This window comes from Streptomyces sp. BR1, assembly GCF_052373795.1.
GTDB lineage: Bacteria > Actinomycetota > Actinomycetes > Streptomycetales > Streptomycetaceae > Streptomyces.
Window position 1 is genome coordinate 792,019 of the sequence record NZ_CM126252.1, and the last position, 25,954, is coordinate 817,972.

The 25,954-nt window shown below is 71.7% G+C and carries 20 protein-coding genes; 13 read left to right on the forward strand and 7 right to left on the reverse strand.

Translation table 11 applies throughout. From position 1 onward, the window contains the following. The first annotated feature begins 305 nt into the window (after window positions 1–305). The 7 genes from ccrA to pssA all read left to right on the forward strand — a co-directional run bounded on the left by ccrA (window position 306) and on the right by pssA (window position 8,028). Complete coding sequence (gene ccrA, locus ACT1U9_RS03590; protein WP_444536900.1) at window positions 306–1,643, forward strand: crotonyl-CoA carboxylase/reductase; 1,338 nt, start codon at window positions 306–308, stop codon at window positions 1,641–1,643. A 14-nt stretch (window positions 1,644–1,657) separates the two neighbouring features. Then, window positions 1,658–3,670, forward strand: a complete 2,013-nt coding sequence (locus ACT1U9_RS03595; RefSeq protein WP_444536901.1) for a protein meaA — start codon at window positions 1,658–1,660, stop codon at window positions 3,668–3,670. Beyond that, the gene (locus ACT1U9_RS03600; protein WP_444536902.1) at window positions 3,667–4,632 is read left to right on the forward strand and encodes an HpcH/HpaI aldolase/citrate lyase family protein; all 966 of its coding nucleotides are present in this window, start codon (window positions 3,667–3,669) and stop codon (window positions 4,630–4,632) included. Before ACT1U9_RS03595 ends, ACT1U9_RS03600 begins: the two co-directional genes overlap by 4 nt. Before the next feature lie 4 nt (window positions 4,633–4,636). Then, a complete protein-coding gene (locus ACT1U9_RS03605) occupies window positions 4,637–5,149 on the forward strand; it encodes a MaoC family dehydratase (RefSeq protein ID WP_344081576.1) in 513 nt (170 codons plus the stop codon). Between the two features lie 2 nt (window positions 5,150–5,151). Then, complete coding sequence (locus ACT1U9_RS03610; RefSeq protein WP_067166208.1) at window positions 5,152–6,357, forward strand: acyl-CoA dehydrogenase family protein; 1,206 nt, start codon at window positions 5,152–5,154, stop codon at window positions 6,355–6,357. Window positions 6,358–6,530: 173 nt separating this feature from the next. Then, window positions 6,531–7,187 (forward strand): phosphatidylserine decarboxylase, encoded by a 657-nt coding sequence (locus ACT1U9_RS03615; RefSeq protein ID WP_188272372.1) that lies wholly within the window; start codon window positions 6,531–6,533, stop codon window positions 7,185–7,187. Then, complete coding sequence (gene pssA / locus ACT1U9_RS03620; RefSeq protein WP_188272371.1) at window positions 7,174–8,028, forward strand: CDP-diacylglycerol--serine O-phosphatidyltransferase; 855 nt, start codon at window positions 7,174–7,176, stop codon at window positions 8,026–8,028. Before ACT1U9_RS03615 ends, pssA begins: the two co-directional genes overlap by 14 nt. A gap of 202 nt (window positions 8,029–8,230) precedes the next feature. Here pssA and ACT1U9_RS03625 read toward each other — a convergent pair whose 3' ends face one another. Then, the gene (locus ACT1U9_RS03625; protein ID WP_444536903.1) at window positions 8,231–9,385 is read right to left on the reverse strand and encodes a glycerate kinase; all 1,155 of its coding nucleotides are present in this window, start codon (window positions 9,383–9,385) and stop codon (window positions 8,231–8,233) included. Between the two features lie 143 nt (window positions 9,386–9,528). On the opposite strand from ACT1U9_RS03625, the gene ACT1U9_RS03630 reads away from it, so the two are divergent. From ACT1U9_RS03630 to ACT1U9_RS03655, 6 genes are all read left to right on the forward strand, one after another. Further along, complete coding sequence (locus tag ACT1U9_RS03630; RefSeq protein WP_444536904.1) at window positions 9,529–11,235, forward strand: BCCT family transporter; 1,707 nt, start codon at window positions 9,529–9,531, stop codon at window positions 11,233–11,235. Between the two features lie 169 nt (window positions 11,236–11,404). Then, window positions 11,405–11,896, forward strand: a complete 492-nt coding sequence (locus ACT1U9_RS03635; protein WP_444536905.1) for an NUDIX domain-containing protein — start codon at window positions 11,405–11,407, stop codon at window positions 11,894–11,896. A gap of 55 nt (window positions 11,897–11,951) precedes the next feature. After that, window positions 11,952–12,329, forward strand: coding sequence for a CU044_2847 family protein (locus ACT1U9_RS03640; RefSeq protein ID WP_444536906.1), 378 nt, complete (start codon window positions 11,952–11,954; stop codon window positions 12,327–12,329). A gap of 3 nt (window positions 12,330–12,332) precedes the next feature. Further along, window positions 12,333–14,540 carry a VMAP-C domain-containing protein gene (locus tag ACT1U9_RS03645; RefSeq protein WP_444536907.1) on the forward strand — a complete coding sequence of 736 codons (2,208 nt, stop codon included), beginning with the start codon at window positions 12,333–12,335 and terminating at the stop codon, window positions 14,538–14,540. Then, window positions 14,537–15,493: an AAA family ATPase gene (locus tag ACT1U9_RS03650; RefSeq protein ID WP_444536908.1), complete on the forward strand. Its 957-nt coding sequence runs from the start codon at window positions 14,537–14,539 to the stop codon at window positions 15,491–15,493. Before ACT1U9_RS03645 ends, ACT1U9_RS03650 begins: the two co-directional genes overlap by 4 nt. 2 nt (window positions 15,494–15,495) lie before the next feature. Further along, window positions 15,496–18,894 (forward strand): SAV_2336 N-terminal domain-related protein, encoded by a 3,399-nt coding sequence (locus ACT1U9_RS03655; protein WP_444536909.1) that lies wholly within the window; start codon window positions 15,496–15,498, stop codon window positions 18,892–18,894. Window positions 18,895–18,925: 31 nt separating this feature from the next. Here the strand turns inward: ACT1U9_RS03655 and ACT1U9_RS03660 are convergent, their stop codons facing one another. From ACT1U9_RS03660 to ACT1U9_RS03685, 6 genes are all read right to left on the reverse strand, one after another. Beyond that, window positions 18,926–19,423 carry a methylated-DNA--[protein]-cysteine S-methyltransferase gene (locus tag ACT1U9_RS03660; protein ID WP_444536910.1) on the reverse strand — a complete coding sequence of 166 codons (498 nt, stop codon included), beginning with the start codon at window positions 19,421–19,423 and terminating at the stop codon, window positions 18,926–18,928. 14 nt (window positions 19,424–19,437) lie between these two features. After that, entirely contained in the window at window positions 19,438–20,907 is a 1,470-nt protein-coding gene (locus ACT1U9_RS03665; protein WP_444538999.1) for an AlkA N-terminal domain-containing protein, read from the reverse strand. A gap of 83 nt (window positions 20,908–20,990) precedes the next feature. Continuing rightward, window positions 20,991–21,521, reverse strand: a complete 531-nt coding sequence (locus ACT1U9_RS03670; RefSeq protein ID WP_444536911.1) for an O-acetyl-ADP-ribose deacetylase — start codon at window positions 21,519–21,521, stop codon at window positions 20,991–20,993. Beyond that, on the reverse strand, window positions 21,518–22,942 hold the full coding sequence (locus tag ACT1U9_RS03675) for a phytoene desaturase family protein (RefSeq protein ID WP_444536912.1): 1,425 nt from the start codon (window positions 22,940–22,942) through the stop codon (window positions 21,518–21,520). The genes ACT1U9_RS03670 and ACT1U9_RS03675 overlap by 4 nt, the downstream gene beginning before the upstream one ends. A 189-nt stretch (window positions 22,943–23,131) precedes the next feature. Beyond that, the gene (locus tag ACT1U9_RS03680) at window positions 23,132–23,968 is read right to left on the reverse strand and encodes an inositol monophosphatase family protein (RefSeq protein ID WP_444536913.1); all 837 of its coding nucleotides are present in this window, start codon (window positions 23,966–23,968) and stop codon (window positions 23,132–23,134) included. A gap of 136 nt (window positions 23,969–24,104) precedes the next feature. Beyond that, a complete protein-coding gene (locus ACT1U9_RS03685; RefSeq protein ID WP_444536914.1) occupies window positions 24,105–25,940 on the reverse strand; it encodes a gamma-glutamyltransferase family protein in 1,836 nt (611 codons plus the stop codon). Between the last annotated feature and the right edge of the window lie 14 nt (window positions 25,941–25,954).

Below are 25,954 nucleotides of genomic sequence, written 5' to 3' on the forward strand. Positions count from 1 at the left end.
ATCGCTCATCCGTGCAGGTCATTACGCAATTGAGAGAAATTGTTGGCACGCAGTGTCTTGCCCCCTGGCACCGCGTGCCATACGTTGATGTTGTCCGGGCGGCCGGCGTGCAGAGACCTTTCGTACGCCGGCTGTCCCCGCAAGCCCATGGCGAGCGCGCCCGGACGCCTGCGTCACAGGCACCCCTCCCGCGCCCACCAGGCGCCGCCGTATCGCCGAAGTACCGCCGAACCGACGGCACACCTCCACAGCAGCAGTCCCCTCAGCGTTCCCCCGAAAAAACGTGCTTCGCCGGAGGCATCACCGTGAAGGAAATCCTGGACGCGATTCAGTCGCCGGACAGTACGTCCGCCGACTTCGCCGCCCTGCCGCTCCCCGACTCGTACCGCGCGATCACCGTGCACAAGGACGAGACGGAGATGTTCGCCGGGCTCACCACCCGCGACAAGGACCCCCGCAAGTCGCTGCACCTCGACGAGGTGCCGGTGCCCGAACTCGGGCCCGGCGAGGCCCTGGTGGCCGTCATGGCCTCCTCGGTCAACTACAACTCGGTCTGGACCTCGATCTTCGAGCCGATGTCCACCTTCGGGTTCCTGGAGCGCTACGGAAAGCTCAGCGAGCTCACCAAGCGCCATGACCTGCCGTACCACGTCATCGGCTCCGACCTCGCGGGCGTCGTGCTGCGCACCGGCCCCGGCGTCAACGCCTGGCGGCCCGGCGACGAGGTCGTCGCGCACTGCCTCTCCGTCGAGCTGGAGTCCTCGGACGGCCACAACGACACGATGCTCGACCCCGAGCAGCGCATCTGGGGCTTCGAGACCAACTTCGGCGGCCTCGCCGAGATCGCGCTCGTCAAGTCCAACCAGCTGATGCCCAAGCCCCAGCACCTCAGCTGGGAGGAGGCGGCGGCGCCCGGTCTGGTCAACTCCACCGCGTACCGCCAGCTGGTCTCGCGCAACGGCGCCGGGATGAAGCAGGGCGACAACGTGCTGATCTGGGGCGCCAGCGGCGGACTCGGCTCCTACGCAACGCAGTTCGCGCTCGCCGGCGGCGCCAACCCGATCTGCGTCGTCTCCAGCGACCAGAAGGCGGACATCTGCCGCGCGATGGGCGCCGAGGCGATCATCGACCGCAACGCCGAGGGCTACAAGTTCTGGAAGGACGAGCACACCCAGGACCCCAGGGAGTGGAAGCGCTTCGGCAAGCGCATCCGCGAGCTGACCGGCGGCGAGGACGTGGACATCGTCTTCGAACACCCGGGCCGCGAGACCTTCGGCGCCTCCGTGTACGTCACCCGCAAGGGCGGCACCATCGTCACCTGCGCCTCCACCTCGGGCTACAACCACGAGTACGACAACCGCTACCTGTGGATGTCGCTGAAGAAGATCGTGGGCTCGCACTTCGCCAACTACCGCGAGGCGTGGGAGGCCAACCGGCTGGTCGCCAAGGGCAAGATCCACCCGACGCTCTCCAAGGTGTACTCCCTGGAGGAGACCGGGCAGGCCGCCTACGACGTGCACCGCAACCTGCACCAGGGCAAGGTCGGCGTGCTCGCTCTCGCCCCCCGCGAGGGCCTGGGCGTGCGCGACCACGAGCTGCGCGAGAAGCACATCGACGCCATCAACCGCTTCCGCAACATCTGAGCACGGAGCGATACATGACTGAGCGTCACAAGGACCGGCCCTGGCTCATGCGGACGTACGCCGGCCACTCCACGGCCGAGGCGTCCAACGAGCTCTACCGCCGCAACCTGGCCAAGGGCCAGACCGGCCTCTCGGTCGCGTTCGACCTGCCGACGCAGACCGGCTACGACCCGGACCACATCCTCGCCCGCGGCGAGGTGGGCCGGGTCGGGGTCCCGGTCTCGCATCTGGGCGACATGCGGCGGCTGTTCCAGGAGATCCCGCTGGAGCAGATGAACACGTCCATGACGATCAACGCGACCGCGATGTGGCTGCTCGCCATGTATCAGGTGGTCGCCGAGGAGCAGGGTGCGGACATCACCCTGCTCCAGGGGACGACGCAGAACGACATCGTCAAGGAGTACCTGTCGCGCGGGACGCATGTCTTCCCGCCCGGTCCGTCGCTGCGGCTGACCACCGACATGATCACCTACACGGTGAACAACATCCCCAAGTGGAACCCCATCAACATCTGCAGCTACCACCTCCAGGAGGCCGGGGCCACCCCGGTCCAGGAGATCTCGTACGCGATGTCCACCGCGATCGCCGTCCTCGACGCGGTGTTCGCGTCCGGGCAGATCCCGGACGAGCGCAAGGGCGAAGTGGTCGCGCGGATCTCGTTCTTCGTGAACGCGGGTGTGCGGTTCGTCGAGGAGATGTGCAAGATGCGGGCGTTCGGCCGCATCTGGGACCAGGTGACGCGCGAGCGGTACGGCATCGAGAACGCCAAGCAGCGCCGCTTCCGCTACGGCGTCCAGGTCAACTCCCTCGGCCTGACCGAGGCGCAGCCGGAGAACAACGTCCAGCGGATCGTCCTCGAAATGCTGGCCGTGACCCTCTCCAAGGACGCACGCGCGCGTGCCGTGCAGCTGCCCGCCTGGAACGAGGCCCTCGGCCTGCCCCGCCCCTGGGACCAGCAGTGGTCGCTGCGCATCCAGCAGGTCCTCGCCCACGAGAGCGATCTCCTGGAGTACGAGGACATCTTCGCCGGGTCGCACGTCATCGAGGCCAAGGTCGACTCGCTGGTCGAGGAGTGCCTGGCCGAGATCGACCGGATCCAGCAGATGGGCGGCGCGATGGCGGCCGTCGAGTCGGGCTACCTGAAGTCGCAGCTCGTCTCCTCGCACGCCGAGCGCCGGGCCCGTATCGAGGGCGGCGAAGAGAAGATCGTCGGCGTCAACTGCTACGAGTCGACCGAGCCCAGCCCGCTCACCTCGGACCTGGACACCGCGATCATGACGGTCGACCCCGCCAACGAGGCCCGGGTCGTCGCCAAACTGCACGAGTGGCGCGACAACCGGGACGAGACCCGGGCGTCCGAGGCGCTGGCCGCGCTGAAGAAGGCGGCGGCCGGGACCGAGAACCTGATGGCCGCGACCCTGGAGTGCGTCCGCGCGGGCGTCACCACGGGCGAGTGGTCCTGGGCGCTGCGCGATGTGTTCGGCGAGTTCCGCGCTCCCACCGGTGTGTCGTCCGCCCCGGTCGCCGTCCCCGCCGAGGCGGGCACGCCGCTGGCGCTCGTCCGCGAGAAGGTGACCCGTACGGCCGACGAGCTGGGCGCCGGACGGCTGCGGCTGCTCGTGGGCAAGCCGGGCCTGGACGGCCACTCCAACGGCGCCGAGCAGATCGCGGTACGCGCGCGTGACGCCGGTTTCGAGGTGGTCTACCAGGGGATCCGGCTGACCCCCGAGCAGATCGTCAACGCGGCGCTCGCCGAGGACGTGCACTGCGTGGGTCTGTCGATCCTGTCCGGCTCGCACGCCGAGCTGGTGCCGGACGTCCTCACCCGGCTGCGCGAGGCCGGCGCACCCGACATCCCGGTGATCGTCGGCGGGATCATCCCGCCCGCGGACGCCGAGGAGCTGTGCCGGGCGGGTGTCGCCGCCGTATTCACCCCTAAAGACTTCGGTATCACGGAGATCATCGGACGTATCGTCGACGAGATCCGGAAAGCGAACAAGCTCGACCCTCTGGAGGTCTCCGCATGACCAGCTCTGTCAACCGTCTCCGGCCGCGCCGCTCGTGCCTGGCCGTTCCGGGCTCGAACCCGCGCTTCCTGGAGAAGGCGCAGGGCCTCCCCGCCGACCAGGTCTTCCTGGACCTGGAGGACGCCTGTGCGCCGCTCGCCAAGCCGGAGGCCCGGCACACCATCGTGAAGTTCCTCAACGAGGGCGACTGGACCGGCAAGACCCGGGTCGTGCGGGTCAACGACTGGACGACCGAGTGGACGTACCGCGATGTCGTCACCGTCGTCGAGGGCGCGGGCCCCAACCTCGACTGCATCATGCTGCCGAAGGTCCAGAGCGCCGAGCAGATCGTCGCGCTCGACCTGCTGCTCACCCAGATCGAGAAGACGATGGGCTTCGAGGTCGGCAGGATCGGCATCGAGGCGCAGATCGAGAACGCCCAGGGCCTCAACAACGTCAACGCCATCGCGCAGGCCTCCCCGCGGGTGGAGACGATCATCTTCGGCCCGGCCGACTTCATGGCCTCCATCAACATGAAGTCCCTGGTCGTGGGCGAGCAGCCGCCCGGCTACCCGGCGGACGCGTACCACTTCATCCTGATGAAGATCCTGATGGCCGCCCGCGCCAACAACCTCCAGGCGATCGACGGCCCCTACCTCCAGATCAAGAACATCGACGGCTACAAGGCGGTCGCGCAGCGCGCCGCCGCCCTCGGCTTCGACGGCAAGTGGGTGCTGCACCCCGGCCAGGTCGAGGCGGCCAACGAGGTCTTCTCGCCCTCCCAGGAGGACTACGACCACGCCGAGCTGATCCTCGACGCGTACGAGTACTTCACCTCCGAGGCCGGCGGCAAGAAGGGCTCGGCGATGCTCGGCGACGAGATGATCGACGAGGCCAGCCGCAAGATGGCGCTGGTCATCTCGGGCAAGGGCCGGGCGGCCGGTATGCAGCGCACGTCGAAGTTCGAGATCCCGGAGGCGTAAGACCATGCAGTTCGGCCGCACCTACGAAGAGTTCACCGTCGGGGACGTGTACAAGCACTGGCCCGGAAAGACGGTCACCGAGTACGACGACCACCTGTTCTGTCTGCTCACCATGAACCACCACCCGCTCCACATGGACGTCAACTACGCCGAGAACACCACGGACTTCGGCAAGAACGTCGTGGTGGGCAACTACATCTACTCGCTGCTGCTCGGCATGAGCGTCCCGGACGTGTCCGGGAAGGCGATCGCCAACCTGGAGATCGAGTCGCTCAGGCACGTGGCGCCGACCTTCCACGGCGACACGATCTACGGCGAGACGACGGTCCTCGACAAGACCCCGTCGAAGTCCAAGTCCGACCGCGGCATCGTCTACGTCGAGACCAAGGGCTACAAGCAGGACGGCACGCTGGTCTGCGTGTTCCGCCGCAAGGTGATGGTCCCGACCGAGACCTACATCAAGGAGCGCGGCGGCGAGCAGCCCGGGCGCCCCCAGCTCAAGTCGCAGGAGAAGTAGCCATGGCCCGTCTCGCGCAGACCGCCGGTCTGACCGACGTCCAGCAGGAAATCCTGGCCACCGTCCGGGACTTCGTCGACAAGGAGATCATCCCGGTCGCGACCCAGCTGGAGCACAAGGACGAGTACCCGACGCAGATCGTCGAGGGCCTCAAGGAGCTCGGCCTGTTCGGGCTGATGATCCCCGAGGAGTACGGCGGTCTCGGTGAGTCGCTGCTCACGTACGCGCTGTGCGTCGAGGAGATAGCGCGTGGCTGGATGTCGGTCTCCGGCATCATCAACACGCACTTCATCGTGGCGTACATGCTCAAGCAGCACGGCACCCAGGAGCAGAAGGACACCTTCCTGCCCCGGATGGCGCTCGGCGAGGTGCGCGGCGCGTTCTCGATGTCGGAGCCGGCGCTCGGCTCCGATGTGTCGGCCATCACGTCCAAGGGCGTCAAGGACGGCGACGAGTACGTCCTGAACGGTCAGAAGATGTGGCTGACCAATGGCGGAACGTCATCGCTCGTGGCCGTTCTGTGCCGGAGTGACGAAGGACACCCTGAGGGCACCGCGCCCCACAAGTCGATGACGACCTTCCTGGTGGAGAAGGAGCCCGGCTTCGGCGAGGTCCGGCCCGGTCTGACCATCCCCGGGAAGATCGACAAGATGGGCTACAAGGGCGTCGACACGACCGAGCTCATCATGGACGGACTGCGCATTCCGGCCAATCGGGTGCTCGGCGGGGTCACCGGCCGAGGGTTTTACCAAATGATGGACGGCGTCGAGGTCGGCCGCGTCAACGTCGCGGCGCGTGGTTGCGGCGTCGCCCAGCGTGCATTTGAGCTGGGTGTCTCGTATGCCCAGCAACGTCACACTTTCGGCAAGGCGATCGCCCAGCACCAGGCGATTCAGTTCAAGCTGGCCGAGATGGCTACCAAGGTCGAGGCCGCTCATGCCATGATGGTCAACGCAGCACGCAAAAAGGACTCCGGGGAACGAAACGACCTTGAGGCAGGGATGGCGAAGTACCTCGCCTCCGAATACTGCAAGGAGGTCGTGGAGGATGCCTTCCGTATCCACGGTGGCTACGGCTTCTCGAAGGAGTACGAGATCGAGCGCCTGTACCGCGAGGCGCCGATGCTGCTCATCGGTGAAGGTACCGCCGAAATCCAGAAAATGATCATTGGGCGTCGGCTTCTCGAAGAGTACCGATTCCAGGGTTGATTGTCGCTTTTCGGTCGGTTTGGCCGCGAAGGGGATCACACCCTGTCATCTCCTTCCGGCCGCCGACTCGGCTTCTGGCTTTCCCAGTTGCGGCTCGCAACCGATAGCATCGCTGGTAAACCAGCCGCCGTCCCCCATTGCCAGCGCGGCATCATCCGCTACGAAGGTCATCCATGCCCCACAGCCAAACCTCTGCACCTCGCGACGGTTTCCTCTCGGGACGTCTTGCTCGCGGAGCATCGCCGTGGCTTCTGCCGACCGTCGCCACCGCAGCAGTGAGCCTCGTCCGCGCGCGCCGTTCCAAGGCCGCCGCGATCGTCGCCGTGCCCACCACCGCCCTGGCGGCGGGCATGCTGTGGTTCTTCCGCGACCCCGAGCGCGAGATCGCGCCCGGCCGCGTGATCTCCCCGGCCGACGGTGTGGTGCAGAGCATCATGCCGTGGAAGGACGGGCGCACCCGCGTCGCGATCTTCATGAGCCCGCTGAACGTCCACGTCAACCGCGCGCCCCTGGCGGGCACGGTGACTTCCGTGGAGCACGTCCCCGGCGGTTTCGTCCCGGCGTTCAACAAGGAGAGCGAGAACAACGAGCGCGTTGTCTGGCACTTCGACACCGAGCTCGGCGACATCGAGATGGTGCAGATCGCGGGTGCGGTGGCGCGGCGGATCGTCCCCTACATCCCGCAGGGCACCAAGGTGGAGCAGGGCGAGCGGATCGGTCTCATCCGGTTCGGCTCCCGGGTCGACATCTACCTCCCGGAGGGGGTCGAGGTCGCGGTCGAGGTGGGCCAGGCGACCACTGCGGGGGTGACTCGAATTGACCGTGATTGATCCGGACACCCAGACCGGCTGGGTCCCCGGGGCGGACGCGGAGGACGACGCGGAGGAGATGCCCCTCTCCCTGCGCCTGTCGATAGCGGACACCCTGACGCTCGGCAACGCGACCTGCGGATTCATGGCGGTGTACTTCACCACCACCGGAATCCTCATCCCGCACCTCTCGGGCAGCCAGGAGACGGGCATGGCGCGGCACTCCGCCGCGACCGCTGTGATCCTGATGCTGCTCGCGGCGATCTTCGACCTCTGCGACGGCCTGGTCGCGCGGAAGCTGCGGAGCTCGCCGATGGGCGCCGAGCTGGACAACCTCTCGGACCTGATCAGCTTCGGGCTCGCCCCGGCGTACTTCGTCCTCGTGTACGGCATGGTCGCCGACGACGCGCACCAGCGGGTCGCGGCGGTGGCGGCGATCACGGTGCTGCTGGCGGTCGTGCTCAGACTCGCGCGGTTCTCCTGCGTGACGATGAAGGACGGCATGTTCCAGGGCATGCCGAGCCCCTTCGGCGCGCTCACCGTTGTCTCGATCGTGCTGCTTGAGATGCCGTTCGTGCCGACGCTGCTCGCCGTCATAGGGGTGGCGTGGCTGATGGTCAGCCGGGTCGAGTACCCCAAGCCGCGCGGGATCCTCGCGGTGGCGATGCTCAGCTGGATCGTGGGCGCGATGGGGATGCTGGCGGCGTGGGCGTTCGACGCGCCGGGCGGTCAGCTGCTGCTCCAGACCGGGTGCGTGCTCCAGGTCGTGCTCGGCGCGGTGATTCCTCTGTTCGCCACGGCTCGCCGGGTGAACTCGATCCGCGACAACCGCCGCGAGGCTCGGGCTACGCAGTTGCCTTAGCGCTGCGCGCTGTGCCTGCGTCTGCATACGAAGGCCCCGGACCGTTTTTTGGTCCGGGGCCTTCTTGCTGCGCTGGGCGGGGTGCGATGAGTTCGTCTGCGGATCGTGCGTGGCTGGTCGCGCAGTTCCCCGCGCCCCTAGGAGGGCCCTCCGGGCCCATAAGGGGCGCGAGCGGCCCACAGCGGACCCGCAGACGAAAAGGTCAGGCCAGGAAGTCCCTGGCGATCTGTTCTGCGCTGCGCTCCAGCAGGGGACCCGCTTCCGCCATGCAGCGGGCCGGGTCGGGCTCCAGGTCCGTGAGGGCGTAGGCGCGGCGGATGCCCGCCTTGCCCAGGGCCTCGGGGGGCAGCGCGAGGCGGCCGCAGACCGCTACGACCTCGATGCCCGCAGAGCGCGCCGCCGCCGCCACGCCCGCCGGGGCCTTGCCGTGCAGGGTCTGCTCGTCGAGCGAGCCCTCACCCGTGATCACCAGGGTGGCCCGGGCCAGCGCCGGGGCGAAGCCCAGGACGTCGAGCATGACCTCGATGCCGGGCCGGAACCTCGCGCCCAGGGCGACAAGGGCCCCGTACCCGATGCCGCCCGCCGCGCCCGCCCCCGGGGCGAGGGCCGCCTCGGCCGCACGGGCGCCCACGGACGCCTCCAGGACCTTGGCGAAGTGGGCCAGCGCCGCGTCCAGGGCCGCCACGTCCTCCGGGTTCGCGCCCTTCTGCGGGCCGTACACCGCCGGGGCGCCCTTCGGGCCCGTCAGCGGGTTGTCCACGTCGCTGGCGAGCACCAGGTCGACCGAGGCGAAGCGGGGGTCGAGAGCGGAGAGGTCCGCCGTCGCCAGGGACGCCAGGGGGCCGCCGCCCGGGGCCACCGGGGCGCCCGCCGCGTCCAGGAACCGGGCGCCCAGCGCCGCCAGCATGCCCGCGCCGCCGTCCGTCGTGGCGCTGCCGCCGACGCCGAACACGATGGTGCGCGCGCCCGCGTCGAGCGCGGCGAGCAGCAGCTCGCCCGAGCCGTACGTGGTGGCGGTGAGCGGGGCGAAGACGCCGCTCGGGAGGTGCTGGAGGCCGGACGCCTCCGCCATCTCCACCACGGCCACCCCGTCCCGTACCGCGAAGGCCGCGGTCACCTGGGTGCCGAGCGGACCGGTGACCCGGGCCTCCCGGCGTTCGAAGCCGGCCGCGATCGCCGCCGCGACCGTGCCGTCGCCGCCGTCGGCGACCGGCAGGGTCTCCACCGGCAGACCGGGCAGGACGCGCCGGAGCCCGGCCGTCACCCGCTCCGCGACCTGTACGGCCGTGAGCGAGCCCTTGAACTTGTCCGCCGCGACAAGCACGCGGGCGGTTTCGAAAACTGCTCCGTCCGTCACCTTGCTAATCCCTTGCTTTCGAACAGGCAGTCGCGCCACTGCGACCCTATCCGCCCGCCGCGGCCCTGCCCATAGGCGTCATGCACGGCGGGACGGCGTGCCACCCCACAAAACCTCCATATCGCGGACCATAGTGGGGCGGCATGAGCGAGGATTCGATCGATCATCCGGGCCCGCACGCCCCGCCCCCGGACTCCGCGAGCCCGGCCCCCGACCTCACCGTCGTCGTGATCGGGGTGGTCGCGGTGGCGGCGGCGGTCGCCTGGGCCGCGCTCGGCAAGCACTCCTTCGACAGCGCCTCCTCGACCGCCCTGGCCTGGGTGCTCAAGAACTTCGCCTGGCTGTTCGTGATCGCCGCCGATACGTTCCTGGTGCTCTGCGTGGTGCTCGCGATCAGCCGGTACGGGCGGATCCGGCTCGGCGCCGACGACTCCGAGCCCGAGTTCACCAATCTCGCGTGGATCGCGATGATGTTCAGCGCCGGGATGGGCATCGGGCTGATGTTCTACGGCGTGGGCGAGCCGCTCACGCACTACCTCGCCCCGCCCCCGGCCAGCGGCGCGGCTCCCCGCACCGGCGACGCGGCGCGCACGGCCCTGGAGTACTCGTTCTTCCACTGGACGCTCACCCCGTGGGCGATCTACGGCATCGCGGGGCTGGCCCTCGCGTACGCCGGGTTCCGCAAGGCGCGCGGCAACCGGCTCTCCGCGGCCTTCGTCCCGCTGATCGGCGCCCGGCGGGCGGACGGCTGGCCGGGCCGGTGCATCGACCTGCTCGCGGTCTTCGCGACAGTCTTCGGCACGGCGACGAGCCTGGGCCTGGGCGCGCTCCAGGTCTCCAAGGGCCTGAACATCACAGCGAGCGTGGACGACTCCACCGCCACCCAGCTGATCATCATCGCCTCGCTCTCCGCCGCGTTCGTCCTGTCGGCGTTCTCCGGGCTGCACAAGGGTGTGAAGTGGCTGTCCACGCTCAACATCGTCCTCGCCGCCGCGCTGATGCTCTTCGTGTTCCTGCTGGGGCCCACGGTGTACGTCCTGGACACCATCCCCGCGTCCGTCGGCGGCTATCTGCACGAGCTGCTGCCGATGGCGAGCCGCACCGGCGCCTTCACGGACCGCGTCTGGCTCGGGGCCTGGACGATCTTCTACTGGGCGTGGTGGCTGTCCTGGGCCCCGTTCGTCGGGACCTTCATCGCCCGGATCTCGCACGGCCGGACCATCCGCGAGTTCCTGATCGGGGTGCTCCTGGTGCCGAGCGGCGCGACCGTCCTGTGGTTCTGCGTGATGGGCGGCACCGCCATCCGCCTGGACTCGACCGGTGCCGCCGATCTGGCGGGCAAGGTGAAGGACGGTGCCGAGGCGTCGCTCTTCGCGATGCTGGACGCGCTGCCGATCGGCACGGTGACCTCGTACCTCGCGATGGTGCTCGTCATGACGTACTTCATCACCAGCGCCGACTCGGCCTCGCTGGTGATGGGTTCGCTGACCAGCCGGGGCGCGCTGCACCCGCCGACCTGGCTGGTGGTGCTGTGGGGTGTGCTGATGGCGGCGGTCGCGGCGGTGCTGCTCGTCGCGGGCGGCCTCAAGTCGCTCCAGACCGCCACGATCCTGGTGGCGCTGCCGTTCGTCCTCGTGATGCTCGGGCTGTGCTGGTCGCTGTTGAAGGAACTGCGCGAGGACCCCGGCGCGGGGCCCGCCCGGCAGCACGCGCTGCACGGGATGCGCGACGCGATCCGGGCGGTGGTGGGTGACGCCCTCACCGAACAGGGTCCGTCCCGCCACTACCGCCTGCGGCGGGCCGCCAAGTCCCGTACGGGGGAGGACGGTTCGGGTACGCCGGGGGCATGACAACACGGGGCTCCGCCCCGAACCCCCTTTTTCGGGTGCGGACCGTCTTGGGCTGATCGCGCAGTTCCCCGCGCCCCTGGGCATTTAGGGGCGCGGGGAACTGCGCGAGCAACCCAGCACGGTCCGCACCCGAAAAACGCGCCCCCACACACCGCCTACGCTGACGCGCGTGACAGCCGATGACTACGCAAAGTACATCGCGGAACTCCCCCGCGTACTGGCCGGCGCAGCCACAATCCTCCGCGACGCCGAGGACCGCGTGCTGCTGGTGGAGCCGAACTACCGCGAGGGCTGGGCGCTGCCGGGCGGGACGATCGAGTCCGACCGAGGCGAGACACCGCGCCGAGCCGCCCGCCGCGAGACCCTCGAAGAGATCGGCCTCGACATCGAACCGGGCCGGCTCCTCGCGATCGACTGGGTGCCGGGGACGGCGCGACCGCCGATCGTCGCGTACGTCTACGACGGAGGCGTCCTCACCGAGGACGACCTCAAAAAGATCCGGCTCCAGGAGGAGGAACTGCTCTCCTGGCGCCTGGTCGCCCGCGACGAGCTCCCCGCGTACCTCCTGGGCGAGCTGGGACTACGCGTCCTCGCGGCGCTGGACGTACTGACGTCAGGGGCAGGCACGGCCGAACTGGAGAACGGGCGGATGACAGGCTGACGGCCATTCCGTCAACTCGGCTGACCAGAGCGCCGGTTGCCCCCACAATGTCCCCGTGCCGCCATACGACTTCATGGAATTCACCCTCGCCGACGGCTCCCGGGTCAGAGTCGAGCTCGCACCCGTCGGCGGTCCTGAGGCAGAAACCGAGACCGAACTGCCCAGCGGGGTCGGCGGGGTGGTGCCCGTCGGGCTCGGGGCAAGGGTCTCCTCGCTGGCCACGGACGCGCTGCACGCCGTGCTGCGGCCGCTCGGGCCCGTACTCCAACAGGTGCACGACTCCGTGCGGAACGTTCCCGACCCGCCCGACTCGATCACCGTCGACTTCGGGGTCCAGATCGGCCAGGACCTCACCCTCGGGATCGTGGGGGCCAACGGGCAGTCCAGTCTGACCGTTTCGGCGACCTGGCAGCTGCGGCCCGGCGGCAACTGAACCGTGGGCTGGTTCAAGGCGCCGGGCGAGGACCCGTCGGCGGACGCGCGGGGCGCGCTCGTACGGGTGCTCTCGGCCGACCGGGGACGGACCGCCGGGGCGGGCGTCCTGCTGTCCGCCCGAAGACTCCTGACCTGCGCGCATGTCGTCAATGCGGCGCTGGGCGTGAGGATGCTGAGCCCGCGCGACCCGGGCGCGGTCACCCTCGACGTCGCCTTCCCCGCACTCGCCGCCGATGCCCGCCAGGCCCGGCTCGTCGCCTGGGTGGCGCCGCGCGCACCCCACCACCAGGGCCCGGTCGCCGAAGGCTCCCTCGAATGGGGCGGCGACCTGGCCGTACTGGAACTCGACGAGGAGCCGCCGCCCCCGCTCGCCCCGGTACGCTGGCTCGACATGCGGGCCGGACAGCTGGTGCGCGCCTGGTACGGCGGCGGCCAGCCGTTCTCGTACGCGGACGTCCAGGTCGGCGCCTGCGACGGGCGGATCGGTTATCTGGACGGGCAGTTGTCGGGCGCCGCCGTCGACGAGGGATACAGCGGCGGGCTGCTGTGGTCCCCGGCGGACGGCGCCGCCGTGGGTCTGGTGATGGGCCGGATCACCCCGCCGGGCGGCCCGTTCGACGCCCAGCACACCGTGCGCCGCAGCTGGGGTGCGACCTGGCAGTCGATCCACCAGGAGCTGTTACGGGTCGGGGCGGCCCCGGATCCGGTGCCGCCCGGTACGCGGGCCACGGGCCCTCAAGGCGACGAGTCCGTACGGGACATGATGGTCGGCCCGCTGCACATCCTGCTCGGCGATCCGACCGTACGGGCCGCGCACGCCACGCAGCTCGGCGCCGCGCTCGGCCTCACCACCCGGGCGGACGGCACCGCGCCGCCGGTCGAGGAGCTGGCCCAGCTGCTGTGCACCGCCGAGCGGGCGCTGCCCACGCTCGCCGAGTCGCTGGCCCCGTCGCTGAGCGACGCCCGGGGCCGCTCCCAGCTCGACCGGCTGCTCGCGCTGGGCCGCCTCACCGACGCGGCCATGCTGCTTTCGATCGCCGAACACCGCGTACTGCTCGGCAAGTTGGACCATCTCACCCAGCGCGATCCGGGGCTGCTGCCCCGGGCGGCGACAGCGGCGCTGCCCTATGTGGATCTGCCCCGCTCCCTGGCGGCCGCCCGGCTGGACCCGGACGATGTGCCCGGTGCCGTACGCGAGTTGGAGGGCTGGCCGGGCGACGGCTCGCCGGTGCCGGACGAGACGCCCCGGCTGCCCGCGCTGCTGCGGGTCGTCGAGTACGTGGCGGCGGAGACCGGCGGCATCGCCTGCCAGGCGCTCCAGGAGTGGAGCGGCCGGGTCGCGGCCCGGCTCGGCATCCACACCTCGGCCCTCGGCGAGCGCCGGGCCGACGCCGCCCGCTGGTCGGCCCGCTCCACCGGAACCGGAGTGCGTGTACTCGTAGAACTGAGCCGGCACGCCAAGGACCCCGCCGACCGCTACCGCTGCGCGGTGTGGCGGATGCGCGCCGACGGCACGGCCGCCCGCACCGCCACCGGGACCGAACACCCGCGCACCGGACGGGAGATCGCCCGGCTTGTCCGCGAGGTGGCCGGGTGTGCGGAGGGTGCCGGGCAGAACGTGGCGCTGGTCGCGGTCTCGGTCGCCCCCGACGCGCTGCATCTGCCCGTCGACGAGTGGGACGGCGCCAGCGCCGACGAGTTCTTCCCCGCGCCGCTGGGCGAGGACTTCCACCTCGTACTGCGCTGCCCGCAGATAAGACGCCGCTCGCGCACCGGCGCGGGCGACCTGTTGCGCCGCTGGGCCGCCCGCCACCAGAGCGAACCGCTCGTCGCCGACCACCGGATCTCCGACGAGATGGAACTCATCCGGCTGCTGAAGACAACCCACCGGGACGCCGCCCGCGTCATTGTCCATGGGCCGCCCGACCGCCGGACGCGACTGCTCCACTTCTGTCTGGCCATGGGGGTGCCGATCGTCCTGTGGGACCGCGAGGCCGCACAACCCGGCGACGCGGCCCGGCTCGACGCGGCGGGTCCGTACGGCCCCGTCGACGAACTGCCCGAAAGGATCCGGCACTTCAGGGTCCGCGCCTATATGGACCCGCAGGTGCCCGCACGTCCGGCGCTGGTGTGGGAGGACGCCGAACTGCCGCTCCCGGACGAGCTCCAGCTCGCCGACCCCACGGAAGGAACGGATCAGGCGATATGAGCGAGAACGACGGGTGGCGGCTGTTCCGCGGCGACCGCACGGCCCGCGAGGTGGACTTCCCCGAGGCGCCGCCGTGGCGGCAGTTCGCCAACGGCGCGGCACCCGGCCACCGGGTGCGCCACCGCCCGTACCTCATCGGGCGCACCGAGGCCGACGTGGTGAGCGCGGCGCTGCATCTGCGCCGCCCGCTCCTGGTCACCGGGCATCCGGGCACCGGAAAGTCCTCGCTCGCACACGCCGTCGCGCACGAGCTCTCGCTGGGCCCGGTGCTCCAGTGGCCGGTCAACAGCCGCTCCGTCCTCAAGGACGCGCTGTACGGATACGACGCGATCGGGCGGCTGCGCGAGACCCATCTGCGCCAGGAGCGCGGCGCCGCCGAACCCGACATCGGCACGTTCGTACGCCTGGGACCGCTGGGCACCGCGCTCGTGCCGCGCGAGCGGCCGCGCGTGCTGCTTGTGGACGAGCTCGACAAGGGCGACGTGGATCTGCCGAACGACCTGCTGACGGTGTTCGAGGAGGGCGAGTTCGAGATCCCGGAGCTGTCGCGGCTGCCCGAGGCGCAGTCCGAGGTGCCGGTGCTCACCCATGACCCCGAGGGCGGCCGGGTGACGGTCACCCGGGGTCTGGTGCGCTGCCGCGAGTTCCCGGTCGTGGTGATCACCAGCAACAACGAGCGGGACTTCCCGCCCGCGTTCCTGCGCCGCTGCGTCCGCCTCAATCTGCCCGACCCGGACGAGGAGCGGCTGCGGGACATCGTGGCCGCGCACCTCGGCGACGACGCGCTCTCCGATGTCGACGATCTGCTGTACGCGTTCCTCAACCGCCGCGCGCCCGGCGAACTCGCCACGGACCAGCTGCTCAACGCCGTTTTCCTGCGCAAGGGAGGGGTCAACCTCAACGCCGAGGGCCTGCTGGACGCGGTGCTGCACCGGCTCGGCGGGACGGTGTAGCGGTGCCGCGCGCCGACGACAGGGCCGCCGGGCTCGGCAGATTCGCCGCCCTCGTGGGCCAGGAGCTCTCCACCCATGAGCTCCTGGACACGCTGTGGCTGGCCGCCCGGCTGCCCCAGGACGCCGGCGCGCCACTGGCGAGCGCCCTGGCCCCGGACCCCGTACAGGATCCGGGATCCTGGGATGATGCCCGGACCCCGCCGGAGGGCACAGTCGTACCTCCGGCGACCGAGGCGGACGACGGCGCCCCACCGGAGGCCGAGAAGTCCCAACCACCGCTCCCCACCCAGCTGTTGGGCGCCCTGCACGCGGCCGCCGCCGCCCGCAGCGCCCCCGAGTTCGCGGACCCGGCGGCCTCGGCGCGCTCTGCCGCGCGCGGCGCCGGGGCGCTGCCGGTGCGCGTCCCCGAGGAGAAGGCGCTCGGCGACGGCGAGCTGCGCCTGAGCCGTGCGCTGCGGCTTCTGAAGCAGCCTCATATCGGCTCGCACTCCTGGGAGTTCGACGACGAGGCCACCGCGACGGCGATGGCCGAGAGCGGGCTGCCCGATGTGGTGCTGCGTCCCGCGCGCCAGCGCTGGCTCGATCTCACCCTGCTCATCGACGACGGCCTGTCGATGCTGCTGTGGCGCAGGCTGGCGATCGAACTGCGGGCGGTCTTCGAGCGGTTGGGCGCGTTCCGGGACATCCGGGTGCACGGACTGGACACCCGCTCGCCCGGCGCGCCCCGGCTGCGGGTGCGCCCCTTCGACCCCGGCGTGCCGCTGCTCTCCCCCGCGTCGGCCGCCGATCCGTCGGGCCGCACCCTGGTCCTGGTGATCAGCGACGGGGTGGGCGCGTGCTGGCGGGACGGCCGGATGCACACCGCCCTGGAACGCTGGGCCCGGCAGGGTCCGACGGCCGTGCTGCACGCGCTGCCCGCCCGCATGTGGGACGGCTCGGGGATCCGCAGCGAGCAGTGGTCGGTGACGACCCGGCGGCGGGGAGCTGCCAACGAGAGCTGGGAGGTGTCCGACCCGCTGCTGCCGCCCGGCCTCGGCGACCGCTTCCCCGGTGTGCCCGTCCCCGTACTGGAGCCCGACCCCGCGGCCGTCGCCGCCTGGGCGCGTCTGGTGGCCTCGCCCGGGGCGAGCGCCGAGCTCCCGCTGCTCGCACCCGTGCACGCCAAGGGCTCCCGGGGCCGGGCCGACACGCGGGGCGGTGACGCACCGGACGCGGTGCTGCGGTTCCGGGACGCCGCCTCCCCGCAGGCGTACAAGCTCGCCGCGCACCTCGCCGCCATCTCACCGCTGACCGTGCCCGTGATGCGCCTGGTGCAGGCGGCCGTGCCGTGGCACTCCGACACCGCGCATCTGGCCGAGGTGTTCCTGGGCGGCCTGATGCGCGGGGTCGACCCGCCCGGGGCCGAACTGCCCGCCCAGCACCGCCGGTTCGGCTTCCTCGACGGGGTCCAGGAGATCCTGATCGACACCGCGTCCCCGATCGATCTGCTGCGTACCACCCGGGCGGTGACCGACCGCCTGGCCACGCTCGTGGGCCGCTCCCCCGACTTCCCGGCCTGGCTCGCCCACCCCTCCGGCACGGGTGAACTCCTGCCGGGTACACGGCCGTTCGCGTGGCTGGAGGACCGGCTCCTCACCCATCTGGGCGCGCGGCCGATGATGCCGGTGCTGCCGAGGCCGGTGGCCACGGAGTACGAGGAGGTGCGACTGCCGTCCGGTCTGGAGACGGCGCCTTCGTGGTTGCCGCTGCGCCTCCAGGATCTGCACGCGCTCGGCCCGTACACCCTGCGGATGCGCGACGAGACCGGCGGCAAGCCCGTCGCGTACATCGGCGAGGACCCGGACGGCGAGCAGATGCTCCTGCGGGTCGCCCGCTCCGCCGACTCGCCGAGCGCCCGGGAGCTGCTCGACACCGAACGGCGGGCGCTGCGGCGGATGGACGGGGTGTACGCACCCGCCGTGGTCGCCGCCGACCTCGACGACTCCACGCCCTGGATCGCCCTGCGGCTCGACACCCTCAGCACCGGCCGCCCCGCGCCGACCCTGCGCGCGGTGCTCCAGGCGGCCGGGCCGCTGCGCGAATCGCCGCTCTTCGCGTGGCTGGGCTGGAGCCTGGCGCGCGCGGTGACCCGCTGCCACCGCAAGGGCCTGGTGCACGGCTCGCTGACACCGGGCAGGGTCCTGGTCACCGAACGCACCCTGCACATCATCAGCTGGACGTCGGCCCGGATCGACGGCACCTCCAGCGCGTCCGCGCTCACCACACCCTCCAACTCCCCCTACCGGGCGCCCGAGGTGACGTCGTGGGGCGAGTCGCGGATCGCTGCGGGCGATGTGTACGCGATCGGGATGATCCTGCTCCAGGCGGTGACCGGACGGCACTGGCGCTGGTACGAGCACGACATCCTGCGCCACGACCCGGAGTTCCGCCGCCTGGACGAGAGCCTGCGCGATCTGCTGCTGCGCTCGGTGGACGAGGAGCCGGAGGCCCGGCCGACGGCCCGCGAGATGGCCGAGGCGTTCGGCGCGCGGCTGCTCGTGCCGGTGGAGTGGGAGGACGAGCCGGACGACGAAGTCGTGGCCGACACCGAGGAGAGCCCGGAGGAGGAGTCGGGCCGCGAGCAGTGGATCCGTACCATCCGGGCCCCGCTGCGGCAGCCGCTGCGGATCGCGGTCCTCGGCGTCAAGGACCGCGCGGGGTGCACCACCACGACGACCGTCCTGGGCGCGATCCTCGCCGAGCAGCGCCAGGAGCGGGTACTGGCCATCGACACGGACCGGCACGCGGGCAGCCATATCCACATCGCCCGCCGGGTGTACCGGTCGACGGCCGCCCGGCTCACCGAACTCGCCCGCTCCGCCCATGAGGTCGACCGCTTCGAGGATCTGCGCCTCTTCCTCTCCCAGCACCGCTCGGGCCTGCTGGTCCTGGCCAACGACTCGGTCTCGCACCCGCCCGCCGCGGGCCAGTTCTCGGACTTCGAGTACCGCAGGGTCGCCGAGGTGACCGCGCCGCACTTCGACATCACGCTCGCCGACACCGACAAGTTCCCGCAGGCGGTCCTGGAGCTCGCCAACCGGGTCGTGATCGTCTCCCGCGCCGACCCGGCCGGGGTGACCCAGGCCCAGCAGGCCGTGGACCGCCTGGTCGCGCTCGGCCGGCCCGATCTGGTCGCGGAGGCGGTGGTCGTCCTCAACCACAGCCGCCCGGCGGCCGGTTGGTCCCTGGACGCGGCGACCATCCGCAGCCTCAGCTCCCGCTGCCGGGGCGTCCTCACCGTCCCCCGCGACGGCCATCTGACGACCGGCAGCACGGTCGAACTGTCCTGGCTGGCCCCCGAGACGTACAAAGCCTTCCTGCGGCTGGGGGCGCTGGTGGTGGGGCCCCGGCAGGCGAGCTGAGCGCCCGCGCCGCTCGGCCGAAGACAGGCGCTCAGAACAGCGCGTCCTCCCCCGTCCCCTTCTCGAACGCCAGCAGCCGCTGCTTGCGGTCGAGGCCGCCGCCGTAGCCCGTGAGGCTGCCCGACGAGCCGATCACCCGGTGGCAGGGGACGATGATCCCCACCGGGTTCTTGCCGTTGGCCAGGCCCACCGCGCGGGAGGCATTGGGGTTGCCCAGGGCCTCGGCGAGCTCGCCGTAGGAACGCGTCTCGCCGTACGGGATACGGCACAGCTGCTCCCAGACGGACCGCTGGAAGTCCGTGCCGCGCAGGTCCAACTCAAGGTCGAAGTGGGTGAGTTCGCCCGCGAAGTAGGCGTTCAGCTGGCGGATCACCTCGGGGAACGGACCGTCGTCGTCCCGCTCGCCGAACGTCTCCTCGGCCGGACGGTGGCGCTGCCCCTCCATGTGGAGGCGGCTGAGCACCCCGTCCTCGGCGACGAGGGTGAGCTGCCCGTACGGGCTGTCCATCACGGTGTGGGTGGTGGTCATGGCAGTGAACTCCCTTATGCCGGAAGGATGTTGATGGGGTGGTCGTCCGTCGCCCAGAGGTACTGGACGGCGTACGCCCGCCAGGGGCGCCAGGCGGCGGCGCGCGCGGTGAGCGCGGCGGGGGACGACGGCAGGCCCAGCCCCTCGGCGGCGCGGCGCATGCCCAGGTCGGAGGCCAGGAACGCGTCCGGGTCGCCGAGCGCCCGCATCGCGATCACCTCCACCGTCCAGGGGCCGAAGCCGGGCAGCGCGAGCAGCTGCGCCCGCGCCCGCTCCCAGTCGGTGTCGATGCCGAGCCTGAGCGTGCCGTCGGCCAGCGCGGCGACCAGGGTGGTGAGCGTGGTGCGGCGGCTGCGCGGCAGCGCCAGCTTCTCCGGGTCGAGCGCGGCCAGCGCCTCGGAGGTGGGGAAGAGATGGGTGAGACCGCCGCCCGGGTCCTCGACCGGCTCGCCGTGCGCGGTCACGAGCCGGGCCGCGTGGGTGCGCGCGGCGGCGGTGGAGACCTGCTGGCCGAGCACCGCCCGTACCGCGAACTCCGCCGCGTCGACGGTACGCGGCACCCGGCGTCCCGGCGCCTTGTCGACCAGCGGGGCGAGCAGCGGGTCGGCCCGCAGCCGGTCGTCGACGGCGACCGGGTCGGCGTCGAGGTCGAGCATCCAGCGGCAGCGGCTGATGGCGATGGCGAGGTCGCGCAGATCGGTCAGCGAGAGCAGACATCCGATGTGGTCGGGCTGCGGGCTGAGTTCGACGATGCCATGGCCGTACGGGAGCGAGAGCGTGCGGCGGTACGCGCCGCCGCGCCACTCCTCCACACCCGGCACCGCGGTCGCGGCCAGATGCCCGAAGAGGTTGTCGGGGGTGAGCGGGGCGCGGTAGGGCAGGCGGAGCGAGATCGAGCCGGGGGCCTGGCGGGCGATGCCCCGGGCGGCGCGGGCGCGCAGCTCGGTCGGGGCGAGCGCGAAGACCTCGCGCACGGTGTCGTTGAAGGTGCGCACGGACGCGAAGCCCGCCGCGAAGGCGACATCGGCCATCGGCAGCGCCGTGGTCTCGATGAGAATCCGGGCGGTCTGGGCGCGCTGGGCACGGGCCAGCGCGAGCGGCCCGGCACCGAGCTCGGCGAGCAGCTGGCGCTCGATCTGGCGGGCGCTGTAGCCGAGCCGGGCGGCGAGCCCGGGCACGCCCTCGCGGTCGACGACGCCGTCCCGGATCAGCCGCATGGCACGGGCGACGGAGTCGGCCCGGGCGTTCCACTCCGGGGAGCCCGGCGTGGTGTCCGGGCGGCACCGCTTGCAGGCCCGGAATCCGGCCTGCTGGCAGGCGGCGGCGCTCGGATAGAAGGTCATGTTCTCGACCTTCGGCGGCACCACCGGGCAGCTGGGGCGGCAGTAGATGCGGGTGGTCAGGACGGCCGTGAAGAACCAGCCGTCGAAACGGGCGTCCTTGGACTGCACGGCCCGTACGCAGCGCTCGGTGTCGGTGTGCATGGCCGCGGTCGCGGCCGGGGCGGCGGGGTTCATGGCTCAAGCATCGGGCAGAGCGAGCGCCCGATGCTGGCAGAAATACGACGTCAACCTTGCGTGGCCAGCGCCTCTTCAAATGCCGTGTACGCCGTCTCGCCGAACAGGACGAACCGGACCTCTTCGACGGGAGCCGCGGCCGCCTGCCGTACGGTACGCACCGCGATCCGGGCGCCGTCGTCCATCGGCCAGCCGTAGACCCCGGTGGAGATCGCGGGGAACGCCACGGTCCGCGCGCCGAGCTCGCCCGCCACCCGCAGGGACTCCCGGTAGCAGGAGGCGAGCAGGGCCGAGCGGTCCTCGTCGCGCTGCCAGACCGGACCCACGGTGTGGATCACCCAGTCGGCGTCCAGGAGGCCCGCCGTGGTGGCGACGGCCTGGCCGGTCGGCAGGCCCTTGCCGTACTGCGAGGCGCGCAGCCTGCGGCAGTCGGCGAGGATCTCGGGGCCGCCCCTGCGGTGGATGGCGCCGTCGACCCCGCCGCCGCCGAGCAGCGAGGAGTTGGCCGCGTTCACGATCACGTCGACGGACTGGTCGGTGATGTCGCCCCGGACCAGGACGATCGAGAGGGGGCTCGTCACTTCTGGTCCGCCTTTCGCAGGGCGCGCCACACCGCCTTCGCCGCGTTGTGCCCGGACATGCCGTGCACGCCGGGGCCGGGCGGGGTGGCGGAGGAGCAGAGGAACACCGAGGGGTGCCGGGTCGAGTACGGGAACAGGGACAGTGTGGGCCGCAGCAGCAGCTGGAGGCCGCTCGCCGCGCCGCACGCGATGTCGCCGCCCACATAGTTGGCGTTGTGCGCCGCGAGCTGGGGCGGTCCGGCGGTGGCGCGGGCGAGGACCCGGTCGCGGAAGCCCGGCGCGAAGCGCTCGATCTGCCGCTCTATGGCGTCGGTGAGGTCGCCGTCCCAGCCGTTCGGGACATGCCCGTACGCCCAGAAGACATGCTTGCCCTCGGGCGCCCGGGACGGATCGACGAGGCTCGGCTGGGCGGTGATCAGGAACGGTGTCTCGGGCGCGGTGCCGCCGGACGCCTGACCGAGCGCGGCGCCGATCTCCCGGCTGGACGGGCCGATCTGCACGGTGCCGGCCCGGCGCGGCTCCTGCGCGGTCCACGGGACCGGACCGTCCAGGGCGTAATCGATCTTGAAGACGCTCGCCCCGTACCGGTACCCCGCGTACGCACGGCCCAGGCCCGCGATGCGGGCGAGCGCGGTCGGGGAGGTGTCGAAGACGTACGCGCGCGCGGGCGGCAGGTCGTCGAGCCGCTTCACCTCGAAGCCGGTGTGGACGGAACCGCCCAGGTCACGCAGGTACGCGGCGAGCGCGTCCGAGATCGACTGCGATCCGCCGCGCGGCATCGGCCAGCCGTTCTCGTGCGCGCCGAGCGCGAAGACCAGGCCGACGGCGGAGGTCGCCACGCCGCTCAGCGGGGCGATGACATGCCCGACGAGCCCGGCCATCAGCGCCCGCGCCCGGTCGTCGCGGAAGCGGCGCATCAGCCAGGAGTACGGCTGGAGGCCGTCAATGCCGAAGCGCGCGAGACCGATGGGGTCGCGGGGCAGCGCGGTGAGCGGCAGCGACATGAAGTCGCGCGCCAGCACATCCCACTTGCCCCGGTACGGCGCCACGAGTCTGCGATACGTGCCCGCGTCGCGCGGCCCGAACGAGGCGGCGGTCTCGGCGACCGAGCGCGAGAGCACGGCGGCCGTGCCGTCGTCGAACGGGTGCGCCATGGGCAGCTCGGGGTGCAGCCACTCCAGGCCGTACCGGTCGAGCGGCATCCGGCTGAAGGCCGGGGAGCCGATGCCCAGCGGGTGCACGGCGGAGCAGGGGTCGTGGCGGAAGCCGGGGAGGGTCAGCTCCTCGGTCCTGGCGCCGCCGCCGATGGTGTCCTTGGCCTCGAAGACCTCAACGGACAGACCGCGCCTGGCCAGTTCGACCGCGGCGGTCAGTCCATTGGGACCCGCCCCCACGACGACGGCATCCAGCATCGACGGCACCTTGGACTCCTCACGCCCTTGTGGCCAAGACACCCAGCATATTCCGGGCCGCGGACAATCCGGTTGGGGGTGGGTGCGGTTGCGGGCTCGCGTGGGCGCCGTGGGGTGAGCACTGCTGCCTTGGTGGGCGCGATGGTGCCCTGCCCGGCCGGAGGCGTACGTGGCCGCCGGCCGGGCGGGCCGGTCCGCTCACTCCCCCGCCAGCAACCCCCGCACCCGCTCGGCCGTCGCCGCGTCCCGGGCCGCCGTGAACGGCAGCGCGTTGCCGCCGGTTATCCGGAACGGCTCGCCCGCGACGGTCACGTTCGCCCCGCCGGCCTCGGCCACCAGGAGCAGCCCCGCCGCGTGGTCCCAGGCCAACTCCCAGGAGAACGCGACCGCGTCGAGCTCACCGCGCGCGACGGCCAGGTACTCAAGCCCGGCCGAACCGCACGGGCGCGGGTCGACGCCCGCCACGCGCAGCCCGAGCAGGGCCCGCTTCTGGTCGTCCGTCGTGTAGTCCGGGTGGGACGTGGCCACTTCGAGCACCGCGCCCGGCTCGGGCGCCCCGGACCGGATCGGCACACCGTTGCACGTCGCGCCCCGGCCCTTTATCGCGACCGCCATGAGGTCAAGGGCCGCCGCGTACGTCCACGAGGCCAGCACCTCGCCGTGGTGCGCCAGCGCCACCAGGGTGCAGAACCCCTCCTCGCCGCGCACGAACTGCCGCGTCCCGTCGACCGGGTCGACGATCCACACCGGCGCGTCGCCACCGAGGGCGTCGTACGACGACGGGTCGGCCGCGACGGCCTCCTCGCCGACGACGACCGACCCGGGCAGCAGCGCGGGCAGCGCCTGCGTCAGAAACTCCTCGGCCCGCCGGTCCGCGACCGTCACCAGGTCGTGCGGGCCGCTCTTCTCCAGGACTTCATGCGCGGCGAGCTGGCGGAAGCGCGGCATGATCTCGACGGCCGCCGCCTTGCGGACCGCCTCTTCGACGTCGGACGACCGGTCTTCCAGAAACTCTGCGAGAAATCCTTCGATCATGCGTCCAGCAAAACATGCCCCACTGACAATCGGCGAACGTGATCTGAACCACGGCCGACATCGAGGTGACCTCGGCAGATCTGGCTGATCTGCCGTGCCGGGGCGATGCGGCCCCGCTGCTGCGCCGCCTCCCGCGTCAGCGCCCCACCGCGTACCCCTGCATCCCGCGCGGATTCGCGGCGGCGGACAGCAGGCCCGTCTCCGGATCCCGCGCCACCGCGCACAGCCGCCCCTCCGACCAGGGGTCGCCCACCGTAACGCGGTGTCCGCGCCGCCGCAGCCCGTCGATGACGTCGGCGCCGATCCGCGACTCCACGGTGACACTGCCGGGCAGCGTCACCCTGGGGTGGAAGGAGCTCGGGAAGGAGTCGTTGTGCCAGTTCGGGGCGTCGACCGCGCCCTGGAGGTCGAGCCCGCCGCGTACGCGCGCGCCCAGCGCGACCGCGAGGAAGAAGTGCAGCTGCCACTGGTCCTGCTGGTCCCCGCCCGGCGTCCCGAACGCCAGCACCGGCACACCGTCGCGCAGCGCCAGCGAGGGCGACAGGGTCGTACGGGGGCGGCGGCCCGGGGTCAGCGAGTTCGGCAGGCCCTCCTCCAGCCAGGTCATCTGGAGCCGGGTGCCGAGCGGGAACCCCAGCTCGGGCACGACCGGATTCGACTGGAGCCAGCCACCGCTCGGGGTCGCGGCGACCATGTTGCCCCAGCGGTCGACGACGTCCAGATGACAGGTGTCGCCCCGGGTCGCCCCGTCGGGCCCCACGGTGGGCTCTCCCGCGCCGGGCACGCGTGCGTACGCGAAGTCGGCGCCACGCGCGCGTAGGGCGTGCTCGGCGACGCGGGGTATGCGGCCGCCCGGGCTGCCGGGCCGCAGCTCGTACGAGGCCGCCGGGCCGACGAGCGCGCGCCGGGCCGCGTTGTAGCCGTCCGAGAGCAGCTCGGCGAGCGGCACCTCGGCCGCGTCCCCGTACCAGGCCTCCCGGTCGGCCATGGCGAGCTTGCACCCTTCGACGAGGAGATGGACGTACTCGTCGGAGCCGTAAGGCGGCAACTCACCAGGAAGCAGCGCCAGTTGCTGCAGAAAGGCCGGCCCCTGACTCCAGCCGCCCGCCTTGCAGACGGTCCAGCCGTTCCAGTCGTACGTCACGGGCGCCTCGTACGTCGCGGACCAGCCGGCGAGGTCGGCGGCGGTCAGCGTGCCGGTGTGGCGTTCGCCGCTGGTGTCCAGGGTGGGGCGGGCGGACTGGGCGAGAAGGGCCTCGGCGACGAATCCCTCACGCCAGATGCGGCGGGCCGCCTCGATCTGGCGGACCCGGGCGTCACCGGAGGCGGACGCGCGCGTGGCGGCCGACTCAGGCTCGGACTCGGACTCGGACTCGGACTCGGCGAGGAGCCTGCGCCAGGTGTGCGCGAGGGCCGGATTGCGCAGCAGCTGTCCGGGCCGCGGAGCCCGGCCACCCGGCAGATACACCTCGGCGGAGGAGGCCCACTCGCTCTCGAACAACGCGCGCACGCTGTCCACGGTCTCGACGACCCTCTCCACCACCGGGTGCCCGTCAGAGGCATACCCGATGGCGTACTTCAGGACGTCGGCGAGCGGCATGGTGCCGTGGTCGCGCAGCAGCACCATCCAGGCGTCGAAGGCGCCGGGCACGGCGGCGGCCAGCGGTCCGGTGCCGGGCACCAGGTCGAGGCCGAGCGCACGGTAGTGCGCGACGGTGGCCCCGGCGGGCGCGGGCCCCTGCCCGCACAGCACCCGTACCGGTCCCCCGGTGGGTGCGAGCAGGATCGGTACTTCGCCCGCCGGACCGTTCATATGCGGCTCGACGACATGCAGGACGAAGCCCGCGGCGACGGCCGCGTCGAACGCGTTCCCGCCGTCTTCCAGGACGGCCATCGCGCACTGCGAGGCGAGCCAGTGGGTGGAGGACACCATGCCGAAGGTGCCCTGGAGGGTGGGCCGGGTGGTGAACATCTCTGCAGGCTAGA

Coding starts and splice junctions, on each gene's coding strand:
- ACT1U9_RS03605 (WP_344081576.1), top strand. CDS start 4,637: ATGCAGTTCGGCCGCACCTACGAAGAGTTCACCGTCGGGGACGTGTAC.
- ACT1U9_RS03610 (WP_067166208.1), top strand. CDS start 5,152: ATGGCCCGTCTCGCGCAGACCGCCGGTCTGACCGACGTCCAGCAGGAA.
- ACT1U9_RS03680 (WP_444536913.1), bottom strand. CDS start 23,968: ATGATCGAAGGATTTCTCGCAGAGTTTCTGGAAGACCGGTCGTCCGAC.
- ACT1U9_RS03650 (WP_444536908.1), top strand. CDS start 14,537: ATGAGCGAGAACGACGGGTGGCGGCTGTTCCGCGGCGACCGCACGGCC.
- ACT1U9_RS03665 (WP_444538999.1), bottom strand. CDS start 20,907: ATGCACACCGACACCGAGCGCTGCGTACGGGCCGTGCAGTCCAAGGAC.
- ACT1U9_RS03600 (WP_444536902.1), top strand. CDS start 3,667: ATGACCAGCTCTGTCAACCGTCTCCGGCCGCGCCGCTCGTGCCTGGCC.
- ACT1U9_RS03630 (WP_444536904.1), top strand. CDS start 9,529: ATGAGCGAGGATTCGATCGATCATCCGGGCCCGCACGCCCCGCCCCCG.
- ACT1U9_RS03595 (WP_444536901.1), top strand. CDS start 1,658: ATGACTGAGCGTCACAAGGACCGGCCCTGGCTCATGCGGACGTACGCC.
- ACT1U9_RS03615 (WP_188272372.1), top strand. CDS start 6,531: ATGCCCCACAGCCAAACCTCTGCACCTCGCGACGGTTTCCTCTCGGGA.
- ACT1U9_RS03660 (WP_444536910.1), bottom strand. CDS start 19,423: ATGACCACCACCCACACCGTGATGGACAGCCCGTACGGGCAGCTCACC.
- ACT1U9_RS03685 (WP_444536914.1), bottom strand. CDS start 25,940: ATGTTCACCACCCGGCCCACCCTCCAGGGCACCTTCGGCATGGTGTCC.